The organism is Pseudomonas sp. KK4, assembly GCF_001984065.1.
Lineage (GTDB): Bacteria > Pseudomonadota > Gammaproteobacteria > Pseudomonadales > Pseudomonadaceae > Aquipseudomonas.
Genome location: NZ_LYVP01000139.1, coordinates 1 through 12,170, shown reverse-complemented (window position 1 = coordinate 12,170; position 12,170 = coordinate 1). Strand labels below are relative to the sequence as shown.

At 62.4% G+C, this 12,170-nt stretch carries 11 protein-coding genes; 6 read left to right on the top strand and 5 right to left on the bottom strand.

Annotated elements, in window-relative coordinates:
• Positions 1-416 precede the first annotated feature (416 nt).
• Positions 417-1,337 carry a TauD/TfdA family dioxygenase gene (locus tag B0W55_RS26200; RefSeq protein WP_077048819.1) on the bottom strand — a complete coding sequence of 307 codons (921 nt, stop codon included), beginning with the start codon at positions 1,335-1,337 and terminating at the stop codon, positions 417-419.
• Positions 1,338-1,520: 183 nt separating this feature from the next.
• Here B0W55_RS26200 and B0W55_RS26195 point away from each other — a divergent pair, with 183 nt between their 5' ends.
• Positions 1,521-2,441: a LysR family transcriptional regulator gene (locus B0W55_RS26195; RefSeq protein WP_077048818.1), complete on the top strand. Its 921-nt coding sequence runs from the start codon at positions 1,521-1,523 to the stop codon at positions 2,439-2,441.
• A gap of 102 nt (positions 2,442-2,543) precedes the next feature.
• Here B0W55_RS26195 and B0W55_RS26190 read toward each other — a convergent pair whose 3' ends face one another.
• Complete coding sequence (locus B0W55_RS26190; RefSeq protein WP_077048817.1) at positions 2,544-3,557, bottom strand: ABC transporter substrate-binding protein; 1,014 nt, start codon at positions 3,555-3,557, stop codon at positions 2,544-2,546.
• Between the two features lie 363 nt (positions 3,558-3,920).
• Between B0W55_RS26190 and B0W55_RS26185 the strand changes: the two genes are divergently transcribed.
• The 3 genes from B0W55_RS26185 to B0W55_RS26175 are packed head-to-tail and all read left to right on the top strand — an operon-like array spanning position 3,921 to position 7,956.
• A complete protein-coding gene (locus B0W55_RS26185; protein WP_077048816.1) occupies positions 3,921-5,519 on the top strand; it encodes an ABC transporter permease in 1,599 nt (532 codons plus the stop codon).
• Positions 5,516-6,331, top strand: a complete 816-nt coding sequence (locus B0W55_RS26180) for an ABC transporter ATP-binding protein (protein ID WP_077048815.1) — start codon at positions 5,516-5,518, stop codon at positions 6,329-6,331. The genes B0W55_RS26185 and B0W55_RS26180 overlap by 4 nt, the downstream gene beginning before the upstream one ends.
• A gap of 14 nt (positions 6,332-6,345) precedes the next feature.
• Entirely contained in the window at positions 6,346-7,956 is a 1,611-nt protein-coding gene (locus tag B0W55_RS26175; RefSeq protein WP_077048814.1) for an arylsulfatase, read from the top strand.
• A gap of 104 nt (positions 7,957-8,060) precedes the next feature.
• On the opposite strand, the gene B0W55_RS26170 is transcribed toward B0W55_RS26175, so the two are convergent.
• Positions 8,061-9,134 carry a fatty acid desaturase gene (locus tag B0W55_RS26170; RefSeq protein WP_077048813.1) on the bottom strand — a complete coding sequence of 358 codons (1,074 nt, stop codon included), beginning with the start codon at positions 9,132-9,134 and terminating at the stop codon, positions 8,061-8,063.
• A 101-nt stretch (positions 9,135-9,235) separates the two neighbouring features.
• On the opposite strand from B0W55_RS26170, the gene B0W55_RS26165 reads away from it, so the two are divergent.
• Positions 9,236-10,240, top strand: coding sequence for an AraC family transcriptional regulator (locus tag B0W55_RS26165; RefSeq protein WP_077048812.1), 1,005 nt, complete (start codon positions 9,236-9,238; stop codon positions 10,238-10,240).
• A gap of 133 nt (positions 10,241-10,373) precedes the next feature.
• On the opposite strand, the gene B0W55_RS26160 is transcribed toward B0W55_RS26165, so the two are convergent.
• Both B0W55_RS26160 and B0W55_RS26155 read right to left on the bottom strand, forming a co-directional pair.
• Complete coding sequence (locus B0W55_RS26160) at positions 10,374-10,739, bottom strand: response regulator (RefSeq protein WP_077048811.1); 366 nt, start codon at positions 10,737-10,739, stop codon at positions 10,374-10,376.
• Positions 10,740-10,927: 188 nt separating this feature from the next.
• The gene (locus B0W55_RS26155) at positions 10,928-11,614 is read right to left on the bottom strand and encodes a Crp/Fnr family transcriptional regulator (protein WP_077048810.1); all 687 of its coding nucleotides are present in this window, start codon (positions 11,612-11,614) and stop codon (positions 10,928-10,930) included.
• 85 nt (positions 11,615-11,699) lie between these two features.
• On the opposite strand from B0W55_RS26155, the gene B0W55_RS26150 reads away from it, so the two are divergent.
• A partial coding sequence (locus tag B0W55_RS26150; protein ID WP_077048809.1) for a DUF962 domain-containing protein occupies positions 11,700-12,170 on the top strand: 471 nt, incomplete at its 3' end.

Sequence of the window (12,170 nt, the reverse complement as noted above, 5' to 3'; positions counted from 1 at the left end):
TGTGGGAGCGGGCTTGCTCGCGAAGGCGGTGGGTCAGGCACAGCTGATATCGACTGTGCTGGCCCTATCGCTGGCAGGCCAGCTCCCACAGGTTATTCAGTGGCCGCAGAATTTGCATTCACTGAAGATCCAGTGTGGGAGCGGGCTTGCTCGCGAAAGCGGTGGGTCAGGCACAACTGATATTGACTGTGCCGGCCCTATCGCTGGCAGGCCAGCTCCCACATTGAGTTTGTGTTCGACCGAGTAATACTGTGGGAGCGAGCCTGCTCGCGATGGCGGTGGGTCAGTCACCCTCGATATTGAAGGTGCCGACCTCTTCGCGAGCAAGCCCGCTCCCACAGTTGATTGGGGGGATGCAGAGTTTGTGTTCACTGGAGAACCAGTGTGGGAGCGGGCTTGCTCGCGAAGGCGTCGGATCAGACGCCGCCGATATCCGGCCCCTTCACCGTCTGACTGCGCTGTCCCGCCACCCCGACCGGCACCTCCCCCTTGAGCGTCACACGCCGGACGATGCGGTCCTGGGTGCCGTAGTCATCCACCGCGTAATGCTGGGTGGAGCGGTTGTCCCAGATCGCCACGTCGCCGGCCTTCCAGCGCCAGCGCACGGTGTTTTCCTGGCGGATGACGTGGCTCTGCAGCAGGCCGAACAAGTGCGCCGAATCCGCTTGGGAGTAGCCCTTGATGCGTTTGACGAAATGCCCCAGCAGCAAGCTTTTCTCGCCACTGATCGGGTGCACGCGGACCACCGGGTGCTCGGTCTCGTAGACGGTCGAGGTGAAGACCTTGCGGTAGCGCTCCAGTTTCTCCGCCGACACGTCGGGCTTGGCGCCGGCGTAGTCGTACTCGTTGCTGTGCACCGCCACCAGTTTGTCCGCCAGCTCGCGCAGCTCCGCAGACAGCCCGTTGTAGGCCGTTGCAGTGTTGGCCCAGAGCGTATCGCCACCAAAGGCCGGGGCCACCACCGAGCGCAGGATGGAGGCCTTGGGGTAGGCTTCAACGAAGGTCACATCGGTGTGCCAGGAGTTGGCGCGCTGGCCTTCGGCACCGTCCAGTTCCAGCAGGTAGCGGGTGCCCTCGCGGGACGGCACGGTCGGGTGTGCCACCGGCTCGCCGAGCAAGTGGGCAAAGGCCTCCTGACGCTGATCGTCGAGGTGGGTCTGCTCGCGGAAGAAGATCACCTTGTACTGCACCAGCGCCTGCTGGATCGCTTCGACGGTGGCGGCATCCAGCTCGCCGGACAGGTGCACGCCACGGATTTCGGCGCCGATCCGACCGGCCACCGGATGGATTTCAAGTGCGTGAACAGCGGGTTTTACGGCTAAAGCGGCATTGCTCATGGGTAGACCCTCGATCGGACTGCTGACGGTTGAATGCCAGCGAAACAACGCTCTATCTATATTCAATTTAGATCTAATAGATATTCACATGCTTCGTTGACGGAATAAGAGCTTGCATTTAAAACCTCAACCCAGCCTCGTCGCAAATGCCTTCGAGCTATTTTTAGGATGCCGGGAAAGCATATGGATCTTCGCCAGTTGCGCTACTTCATCGCCCTCCACGAACACCGCAGTTTCGTGCGCGCGGCGGACGCCATGGGCATCACTCAACCGGCGTTCAGCCGCAGTATCCAGGGGCTGGAACAGGAGTTCGGCTGCGTGCTGGTGGACCGTGGCAACAAGGACCTGCGCCCCACGCCCGAGGGCCAGGTGGTGTTGCAGCACGCGCTGAAACTGGTGCAGGGCGCGGCGCTGCTCAGCGCCGAAGTGACGCAGATGACCAAGCTCGACGCCGGCGAAGTGCGCTTCGGTTGCGGTCCCGCCCCCGCGGTGAAACTGGTGCCGGACGCGGTGGCGCACTTCATCAACGCGCACCCGAAAGTGCGCACCTGTTTTCAGGTGGATAACTGGGAAAATCTCAGCCGCGCCCTGAGCCGCGAGGAGATCGAATTCTTCATCGCCGACATCCGCCATTTCGAAGCCGACCCGAACTTTCAGACCCAGGCCCTGACACCCAAGCGCGGGGTGTTTTTCTGCCGCCCGGGGCATCCGCTGCTGGCCAAGGAAAGCCTCTCGACCAACGACATGTTCGACTACCCGCTGGCGACCACGCTGATCCCGCCGGGCATTCGCAAACTGCTGGCGAACCTTAGCGGGCGAATGGACTTTTCCCCGACCATCGAGACCGAGCATTTCCCGGCGCTGGTGAAGATCGTGCTGCAATCGAATGCGATTGGCGTGGGTACTGAAGAGGCGTTTGTCGAGGACATTGCCCAGGGCTCGCTGGCGTTGCTGCACTGGCGCAATTTGCCGCAGAACATTGAGACGATGAATGCGCGGTGCGGGATTGTTAGCCGTACGGGGTTCCGGCTGTCGCCGGCGGCGCGGGAGATGATCGAGACATTGGTGGCGGTGGACAGGCAACAGATTGCGGTCGCGGTTTAGGGCCTCTTCGCGAGCAAGCCCGCTCCCACAGTTGATCGGCGTACGCAGGACCAATGTGGGAGCGGGCTTGCTCGCGAAGGCGCCCGCACAGACGCCATGGATTCAGAGCTTTGCCGCCGCCAACTCAGGCGCCACCCAATCGGTCACCTTGAACGGCTTGCGAATCAGCTTCTGCTGTGACGCCAGATCCACCGCATCCTGCAATTTCCCCAGGAACACCGGGTCCAGGGTCGACGGGAACACCTCGCTCAATTTCTGATCCTTCAGGTCCTGGGTCAGGATCACCGGAGGGTAACTCGCCAACCCCGACACCAACTGGATGTACGCCTCTTTGTTGCTTTCCTGGGTCAGCCATTGCACCGCCTGCTGCTGGGCCTTGAGCAGTTTCGCCACCACGTCCGGGTGTTCGTCGACGAACTTGCCGTTGCCCACCAACACCGCTTGCACGCTCCCTGCACCGCCAAGGTCCTTGGTGTTCAACGGCAACTCGGCCAGGCCTTTGGCTTGTAATGCCGTCAACCCGGAACCACCCCAGGACGCATCGATCTGCTTGGCCGCGAGCGCCGCGATGGCAGCGTTGAAGTCCAGGTTGATGACCTTCAGATCCTTCTCGCTCAAGCCCTGGCTGGCCAGTGCCGCATCGAACGACAACTGACTGGCCGTGCCACGAAAGATCGCCACGCGTTTGCCCTTGAGGTCTTGCAGGGTCTTGATCCCCGACCCCGGCACCACGCCCAGGTAATGCTTGACCCCGCGAGCCGAGGCACTCAACACCCGGGTGTCCAGGCCATTGGACTTGCCGATGATCGCTGCCAGGTCACCGAGGTAGGCCAGATCGACCTGTCCGTTGGCGAAGGCTTCGTTGATCACGGGGCCGGCGCCCTTGAAGAAATTCCACTGGATCTTGATGCCCTGGTCGGCGAAAGCCTTCTCGTAGATCTGCTGATCGCGCAGCACGTCCACCACCCCGCCGCCACTGTGCTGGGTGCCCGCGCTTAGGTCTGGTACGGCGATGCGGATTTCCTTGAGATCGTCAGCCTGGGCATTGAGCGCCAGAAAGCCTGCCAAGGCTGGTACGGCGAGCAGGCTCAAGACGCGTTTGAAGGGAATGTTCATGGGTACGGCTCCTGATGACCACGGCGTTGAGGAGCAGAACGTAGGCCCAAACAAGACCAGCACTTAAATACTATAAATTCACATTTTTAGATCGTTTAGAGATAAGCGAGAGTTTGCGGGCGCGCCGGACCCATATGCATGGCGAGCATCGAAAATATTCTTCGAATGCATTGGATGCGTGATGCCTGGAGGCCTTAAATGGTCTCGCTTATCTCCCAATAGCATTGATTTTAAATTTCTTAGAACCAAACCTGTAGATCGAGGCTTGCCCGCGAAGCGGCCATCACCTTCAACATGGATGTCGACTTCCACATCCCTTCGCGGGCAAGCCTCGCGCCTACAGACCGGTTTACGGAGGTCACTATGGCCCGTGTTCCCCTGCTCAGCCTGCCATTGGCCGTGCCACCGCTCGGCGGCCGACCGCATTGGCCGACGCTCAGCCAGCGCCTGTTGCCCTGGCTGCTGCCCATCAGTCTGTTCGTCCTGTGGTGGCTGGCCAGCCGCAACCTGTGGATGAGCGAGCAGATCCTGCCAGCGCCGTCACTGGTCTGGAACAGCGCCGTCGACCTGTCCCGGGGCGAGTTGTGGAGCCATCTGTGGATCAGCCTGCAACGCCTGTTCTGGGGGTTGCTCGCCGGGATCGGCGCCGGTGCCGTACTGGGTGCGGCGCTGGGTTTGAGCCGCACCCTGGAACGCCTGGTGTTCCCGACCTTCGCCGGGCTGTCGCAAATCCCGACCCTGGCCTGGATCCCGCTGTTCATGGTGTTCTTCGGCATCGGCGAAGTGCTGAAACTGGTGGTGCTGATCAAGGCCATCGTGGTGCCGGTGACCCTGCATACCCTGGTGGGCGTGCGTGATGCGCAGCCTAAATTGCGCGAAGCCGCCGCGGTGTTGCGTCTGCCACCCCGCCTGTTGATCCGCCGCCTGGTGCTGCCCGCGGCGTTACCCGCCTTCATGGCCGGTGTACGCCTGGCGCTGGCCGCCGGCTGGACGTCGTTGCTGGCCGTCGAACTGCTCGCCTCCAGCGAAGGCATCGGTTACCTGATGGTCTGGGCGCGGCAGTTGTTCATGCTCGATATCGTATTCGTCTGCATTGTGGTCATCGGTGTGATTGGCGTGGCCATGGACCGCGGCATCGGCCTGCTGGACAGAACATGGGTGCACTGGCCGCATCCGGCCACCGCCGAGATCCGTCGTGGCCCGCGGTATCAGGGCTGGCAGCGCCTGCAACCCTGGCTGCTGCCGTTGACGCTGCTGGTGTTGTGGCAATGGGCGAATCATCAGCAATGGGTGGACACCAACATTCTGGTCAGCCCGTCGGCGGTGCTGGAAACCACCTGGAGCGGTTTGCTCGACGGCACCTTGGTCAACGGCATGGCCTTGAGCCTGGGTCGCACGCTCGGCGGCCTGGTGCTGGGCGGCGGGCTTGGCTTTGCACTGGGCCTACTGTTGGGCCTGTCGCGCACCAGTGAACGGGTATTGGGCCCGACCCTCGCTGCGATCCGCCAGATCGCGATCTTCGCCTGGGTGCCGCTGCTCACCGCCTGGTTCGGCCTGGGCGAACTGGCCAAGTGGGTGTTCGTCGCCCTCGCCGCGTTTTTCCCTTTGTTTATTGCGACCCAGCGCAGCGTCGCCAACCTCTCGCCACAACTGAACGAAGCGGCGCGGGTGCTGCGTCTCAATCTGCGCCAACGCCTGACCCGCCTGGTGCTGCCGGGCGCCGCACCGGGGATCTTCGCCGGGCTGCGGCTGAGCCTGATCTACGCCTGGTTGGGCACCATCGGCGCCGAATATTTCATGCCGTCCAACGGCGGCATCGGCAGCCAGATGATCGGCGCCCAACAGCTGCTGCGCATGGACCTGATCATGGCCGGCATGCTGCTGGTCGGCCTCACCGGCGCCCTGCTCAACCTCATTGGCCAACGCCTGGAAATCCGCGCCACCCGCTGGAGACATGCATGAACGCACCCATCGTCAGCTTCAATCACGTAGGCAAAAGCTTCGACGTCGACGGCTTCGAACTGGAGGCCATTGGCGAATTCAACCTGGACATCGCCGAGGGCGAATTCGTCGCGATTGTCGGCTCCAGTGGCTGTGGCAAATCCACCTTGCTGCGCCTGCTGGTGGGCCTGGACAAGCAGTTTCGCGGGCAGATCACCGTGGACGGAAAAGCCGTCACCGGTATCGGTGGCGAGCGTGGCATCGTGTTCCAGGAACACCGACTGTTCCCGTGGCTGACAGTGGCCGACAACATCGGCCTGGGGCTGGTCAACGAGCCCTTGAGCGCGCAACAGAAGCAAAAGCGCATCAGCGATTTCATCGACCTGGTGGGCCTGACGGATTTCACCCGGGCCTATCCGCACCAGCTCTCCGGCGGCATGGCGCAGCGGGTGGCGATCGCCCGCGGCCTGGTGGCCAGCCCACGGATCCTGCTGCTGGACGAACCCTTTGGCGCCCTCGACGCACTGACGCGCCAGCAGATGCAGGACGAGCTGCTGGCGATTCGCGCCCGGGCAAAGATCACCACGATCCTGGTGACCCACGATGTCGAGGAGGCGATCTTCCTCGCCGACCGCGTGGTGGTGATGGAGCCGCGCCCGGGGCGGATCAAGCAGGTGGTCGACATCGCCCTGCCCCATCCGCGCCAGCGCAGCAGTTTCGACTTCCATCAATTGCGCGAAGAACTGCTGCACGAACTCACCAGCGACGGCCACTACCAGCCACCGGTCCCGGTGCAGGTGCGTGACTTGCCGTTGTCCTTCATTGCCTGCTGAACAGGAGATTTTTGATGCCGCAACGTCCCAACTTTCTGGTGATCCTGGCCGATGACCTGGGCTTTTCCGATATCGGTGCATTCGGCGGCGAGATCGCCACGCCGAACCTCGATGCCCTGGCCAACAACGGCCTGCGCCTGACCGATTTCCACACCGCACCAACCTGCTCGCCCACCCGCTCGATGCTGCTGACCGGCACCGATCACCACATTGCCGGCATCGGCACCATGGCCGAAGCGCTGACCCCGGACCTGATCGGCAAACCGGGTTACGAGGGTTATCTGAACGACAGCGTCGTGGCCTTGCCCGAGCTGCTGCGCGAGGCCGGATACCAGACCTTCATGAGCGGCAAATGGCACCTGGGCCTGACCGCTGAACGGGCGCCCCACGCCCGGGGTTTCGAGCGTTCGTTTTCACTGCTGCCAGGTGCGGCCAACCATTACGGCTTCGAGCCGACCTATGACGAGCACACGCCTGGCCTGCTCAAATCGACCCCGGCGCTGTACATCGAAGACGATCAATTCATCGACGAGTTGCCGAAGGATTTCTATTCCTCGGACGCCTTCGGCGACAAGCTGCTGCAGTACCTCAAGGAGCGCGACCAGTCCCGACCGTTCTTCGCGTACCTGCCGTTTTCCGCGCCACACTGGCCGCTGCAGGCACCAGCCGATGTGGTCGAGAAATACCGTGGACGCTACGACGCGGGGCCGGAGGTTTTGCGTCTCGAACGCCTGGAAAAACTCAAGGCGCTGGGGCTGATCGAGGCCGATGTGGAACCGCATCCGCTGATCGAGCTCAGCGCTCAATGGGATGCGCTGAGTGATGAGCAACGGCAGATATCCGCGCGGGCCATGGAGGTCTACGCGGCGATGGTCGAGCGCATGGACTGGAACATCGGGCGCGTCGTCGACTACCTGCGCAGCCAGGGGCAACTGGACAATACGTTCGTGCTGTTCCTGTCCGACAACGGCGCCGAGGGTGCGCTGCTGGAAGCGTTCCCGAAATTCGGTCCGCAACTGCTGACGTACCTCAACCAGCATTACGACAACAGCCTGGACAACATCGGTCGCGCCAACTCTTACGTCTGGTACGGGCCGAACTGGGCGCAGACCGCGACCGCGCCTTCACGACTGTTCAAGGCGTTCACCACAGAGGGCGGCATTCGCGTACCGGCGCTGGTGCACTACCCGCAGTTGCCGATCAAGGGGCAGATCAGCCATGGCTTCGGCACGGTGATGGACGTGACGCCGACCCTCCTCGATCTGGCCGGGGTGCGGCATCCCGGCAAGCGCTGGCGCGGGAAGGACGTGGCGCCGTTGCGCGGTAAATCGTGGCTGGGGTTTCTGTCCGGCGAAACGGCGCAGGTGCACGATGAGCACACGGTGACCGGTTGGGAATTGTTCGGGCGCCGGGCGATTCGTCAGGGGCAATGGAAAGCAGTGTACATCCCTGGGCCGGTGGGGCCGGCGACCTGGCAGCTGTATGACCTGGGGAGCGATCCGGGGGAGATTCATGATTTGGCATTGAGCCAGCCTGACAAGCTCAACCTGTTGATCGAGCATTGGCAGCAGTATGTGGATGAGACTGGGGTGATTTTGAGTGAGTCGCCGTTTCAGCCGGATTGATGTTGGCTGAGCCGGCCCCTTCGCGAGCAAGCCCGCTCCCACATTTGGAATGCATTCCCCTGTGGGAGCGGGCTTGCTCGCGAAGAGGCCCTTACAACCCACCATCAAGCCTGAGCCGTACGCACCTCTTCCCCGACCACCTCTGGTTGGCGAACAAAGCGATTCGCCCGCCCGAACGTCCCGAAGTCATTGAACCGCACCCCCATCTCCCGCATCACCTTGTGCGCCACCGGCACGGTGAGCTGGCGGATGTAGAACGGTTCCTTCACCACGAAATGATGAATCCCGTGGCTGCTGCCGAAGTTGAAGCAGAACGCCTGCAGCGGCCACAGCCACCAAGGGTTCAGCACCTGGCACTGTTGCATGACGTTGCCCGGTTCCACATCGCCGTAGTAATGCATGTTCGAGCTGATGAAGTGCAGGCAGAAGGTGCGCAGCACGTTGGGGCCGATGATCACCACCGCGGCGAAATCGATCACGTTCATCACCGACAACGTAGTCGCCGACCACTCAATGGGCGTGCCCATCACATGCGCGATGCCATTGGCGGCATGGAAACCGAGAAACATGTACCACGCGCCCCAATGCACCAGCGCCAGCGGCGCGTAGACCTTCAGGGTGCGTTTGATGATGCTGAATTTGTGCGCCCAGGTTTTCGCCCGCAGCATGCGGATGAACGCCGACATCACGTTGTCGCCCACCATCAGCAACCGGGCGACGCCCCAGGGTTCGCCGTTGGTGATGGCCCGCTCCTCCATGTCGGTTTCGGTGCCGGAGACCTTGTGATGGTTGAGGTGCAGATGACGGCGAATCCACGGATTGATGGTGCTCGGCCGCGCCAGCCAGACCAGGCCCATCATCAGGTTGTGCGGCAGCCGCTGCTTGCGGAAGTACATGCTGTGGATCAGGTCGTGTTCGAGTTCGTGGGTCAGCGAGGCGAAAAATGCGTTGAGCAACAGGCACGCCCACCACGCCATGTGCCCCGTGATGAAAAGCGCCGCCGAACCGATCATCCCGGCCAGGGCGAAGGCCAGGATCCCGGCGCCCAGGGCGTCCTGGTGATTGAGAATCGGGTAGCGCTCGCGCAGTTCGACGCCCTTGGCCAGCACCACTTGGCGAATATGCGCTGATCGCTGAGCTGCATTCAGTCGCTGGGGACTTGCAGAAGTACGGTCCATGCTTCCATCCTCTGGTTATTGATGGTTCGCATCCTGCCTGCTGAACTCAATAAAATCGGTAGCCGTGAACGCCAACCTGTTGACCGGAAGCGCCAACCAGCATGACTGAACCGACCTCCCTTGCCAGCTGGACCCGCGCCTTGCGCAAGCAACTCGATGCCCTGGGCCTCGACAGTACCTCGCTGTGCCAGCAAGCCGGGCTCGACCCGCAACTGATGGACGACCCCAACGCCCGTTACCCGCTGTCTTGCACCACGCGCCTGTGGGAACTGGCGGTGCAGGCCAGCGGCGACCCGGCGATCGGCTTGCGGGTGTCGCGCTTCGTCAGCCCAACGACCTTCCATGCGCTGGGGTATGCGCTGGTGGCCAGCGGCAGTTTGCGCGAGGTGTTCGAACGCATCGTGCGCTATCACCAGGTGGTCAGCGACGCGCTGGAGCTGGAACTGACCCGCGGTGACGATCGCTACTACTTTCGCCTGAAAATCCCGCCGGGCAATCTCGCCCCGGCTTTCGAAGCCATCGATGCCTTCACGGCGATCTATGTGCGCACCTGCCGCAATCGCCTGGGCCGCGACTACGCGCCCCTGGCGGTGTACCTGCGGCGCCCGGAACCGGTGGACCCGCACCAGTGGCACAAGGTCTTTCGCTCGCCGGTGCACTTCGGTGCAGAAGAAGATCGCCTGGAGTTCGCTTTCGCCGACTTCGACAGTCACCTGGACGACGCCAACCCGGAACTGGCCGAACACAACGAAACCGTGCTCAAGCGCACCCTGGCGCAGCTCAAGCCACTGACCTGGGAACGCAAAGTGCGCGATGCCATCGAGGAGCAATTGCCCGAAGGCGAGCCCAGCGCCGAGCACATCGCCAAGGCGCTGCACCTGAGCCTGCGCAGTTTGCAGCGGCACCTGGCGGATGAGGGCTGTCGGTTCGATACGCTGCTCAACGAAAGCCGCGAGAACCTGGCGTTGCTGCACCTGCGTGATCCGCAGGTGTCGTTGAGTGAGATCAGTTACTTGCTGGGGTTTGCCGATACCAGCAGCTTCAGCCGCGCGTTCAAGCGCTGGACCGGGATGACACCGGGGCAGTTTCGCGATGGGTTGCGGTGACAGATCCGGAAAATGGGTTGTCTGGTCCGGCCTCTTCGCGAGCAAGCCCGCTCCCACATTTGATCTTTGTACGCAGGACCAATGTGGGAGCGGGCTTGCTCGCGAAGGCAATGGTGCAGGCACCGCGAAAACCTCAGCGACCCTTATCTCGCCGCAACAACTTGCGCACCCGAGCCACCAGTTCTTTGACGGCAAACGGCTTGAGCAGGTAATCATCTTCATGCAGCTCCAACCCCCGCAGGCGATCCTCGATACCGTCCCGGGTGGTGAGGAACAGTACCGGGGTCTCACCGAGCTTGCGGATCTGTTGCAGCAACTGCCAGCCGTTGAGCCCCGGCAGCATGACGTCGAGGATGATCAGATCGTATTCGCCGGTCTCGATGAAGCGGCGCCCGTCCATGCCATTGACCGCCACATCCACCGCGAAACTCGCCTCGTTCAGGCCCTGGGCCAGGTGTCTGGCGGTCTGGGGTTCGTCTTCCACTAGCAATACACGCATGTCACACCTCGATTGTCGTCAGCACAGGCTAGGCGTGTTCGCGGTGGTTGCCCATCACAAATATTTTCAGGCTGACCTCCTGTGGGAGCGGGCTTGCTCGCGAAGGCGTCGTGCCAATCGACATTGATGCTGGCTGACACACCGCTTTCGCGAGCAAGCCCGCTCCCACAGGGGGGCTGTGCAAAAAATTAGATTGTGGCCAGGGCGCGCAGGCGTTGGGCGTCGAGGATTTCGATTTCGCCGTAGGCCAGGCCGATGATTCCCTGCGCCTGCAGATCCTTGAGGATCTGATTGGTGGTCTGGCGTGACAGCGACAGCATCGACGCCAGTTGCTCCTGGGGCAGTTGCAGGACGCGGCGGGGTTCGTCGATCTGGCCGTAGCCGTCGGCGATCATCAGCAAGCGATGGGCCAGCCGGGTCGGCGCCGGCATCAGGCTCAGCTGTTCGAGGTTGATGAAGGTCAGGCGCAGTTTCTGGCTCATCAACAACGCCAATTGCCGCCAGTACAGGGGGTGTTCATCGAGCAAGGCGAGCAGCGCGGCTTGCGGGATGTGCAACAGGGTGCATGCGCCCAGGCCGAACGCATCATGGGTACGGGCCTGACCGTCGAACAGGCAGATTTCGCCGAACCAGTGCGGCGCCTCTACCAGGCTCAGCAGCGCCTCTTTGCCCTGCTCGTTCACGGCGCCGATGCGCACCGCGCCTTCGAGCACCGCGTACAGGCCGCAGGGCGGATCACCGCGCTGGAACAGGCGCTGCCCTGCCGACAGGCGCCGCAACCGTGCCGCATCGAGCAGGCTATCCTGAAGGGACACCGGCAGATGGCTGAACCACTGACCCCGCATCAGGCGCGCACGCCACACCTGCATATCCATGAAAAACTCCTAAAGATTGTCGCCTGGCTGACAGAGCGCAAAGCGACCCCAGGGCATGATCAGCCACCCTACAGGAGGAATAACAATGAAAAAAAGCCTCGTTGACCATCTCAGTCAATACGCCGCCTACCACCGTGACCCGCGCAACATTGCCAGCCACTTCATCGGTATTCCGCTGATCGTGGTGGCGGTGGCCGTGTTGTTGTCGCGGCCGCAATGGGGCGGTGGTTGGCTTTCGCCGGCAGTGCTGGTGTCGCTGGCGTCGGCGTGGTTCTACCTGCGCCTGGAACTGCGCCTCGGGATTTTGATGACGGTGTTGCTGGGGCTGTGTGTCTGGGCCGGCCAAGTATTGGCGCAGCAGAGCACGCTGGTGTGGTTGAGCAGCGGCCTCGGGATGTTCGTGGTGGGCTGGGCGATCCAGTTTGTCGGGCATCACTACGAAGGGCGCAAACCGGCGTTCGTCGATGACGTGACCGGGTTGATTGTCGGGCCGTTGTTTGTGGTGGCGGAACTGGCGTTCATGCTGGGGATGCGGCGGGTCTTGAAAGAGCAGATC

Coding starts and splice junctions, on each gene's coding strand:
- B0W55_RS26200 (WP_077048819.1), bottom strand. CDS start 1,337: ATGAGCAATGCCGCTTTAGCCGTAAAACCCGCTGTTCACGCACTTGAA.
- B0W55_RS26195 (WP_077048818.1), top strand. CDS start 1,521: ATGGATCTTCGCCAGTTGCGCTACTTCATCGCCCTCCACGAACACCGC.
- B0W55_RS26190 (WP_077048817.1), bottom strand. CDS start 3,557: ATGAACATTCCCTTCAAACGCGTCTTGAGCCTGCTCGCCGTACCAGCC.
- B0W55_RS26185 (WP_077048816.1), top strand. CDS start 3,921: ATGGCCCGTGTTCCCCTGCTCAGCCTGCCATTGGCCGTGCCACCGCTC.
- B0W55_RS26180 (WP_077048815.1), top strand. CDS start 5,516: ATGAACGCACCCATCGTCAGCTTCAATCACGTAGGCAAAAGCTTCGAC.
- B0W55_RS26175 (WP_077048814.1), top strand. CDS start 6,346: ATGCCGCAACGTCCCAACTTTCTGGTGATCCTGGCCGATGACCTGGGC.
- B0W55_RS26170 (WP_077048813.1), bottom strand. CDS start 9,134: ATGGACCGTACTTCTGCAAGTCCCCAGCGACTGAATGCAGCTCAGCGA.
- B0W55_RS26165 (WP_077048812.1), top strand. CDS start 9,236: ATGACTGAACCGACCTCCCTTGCCAGCTGGACCCGCGCCTTGCGCAAG.
- B0W55_RS26160 (WP_077048811.1), bottom strand. CDS start 10,739: ATGCGTGTATTGCTAGTGGAAGACGAACCCCAGACCGCCAGACACCTG.
- B0W55_RS26155 (WP_077048810.1), bottom strand. CDS start 11,614: ATGGATATGCAGGTGTGGCGTGCGCGCCTGATGCGGGGTCAGTGGTTC.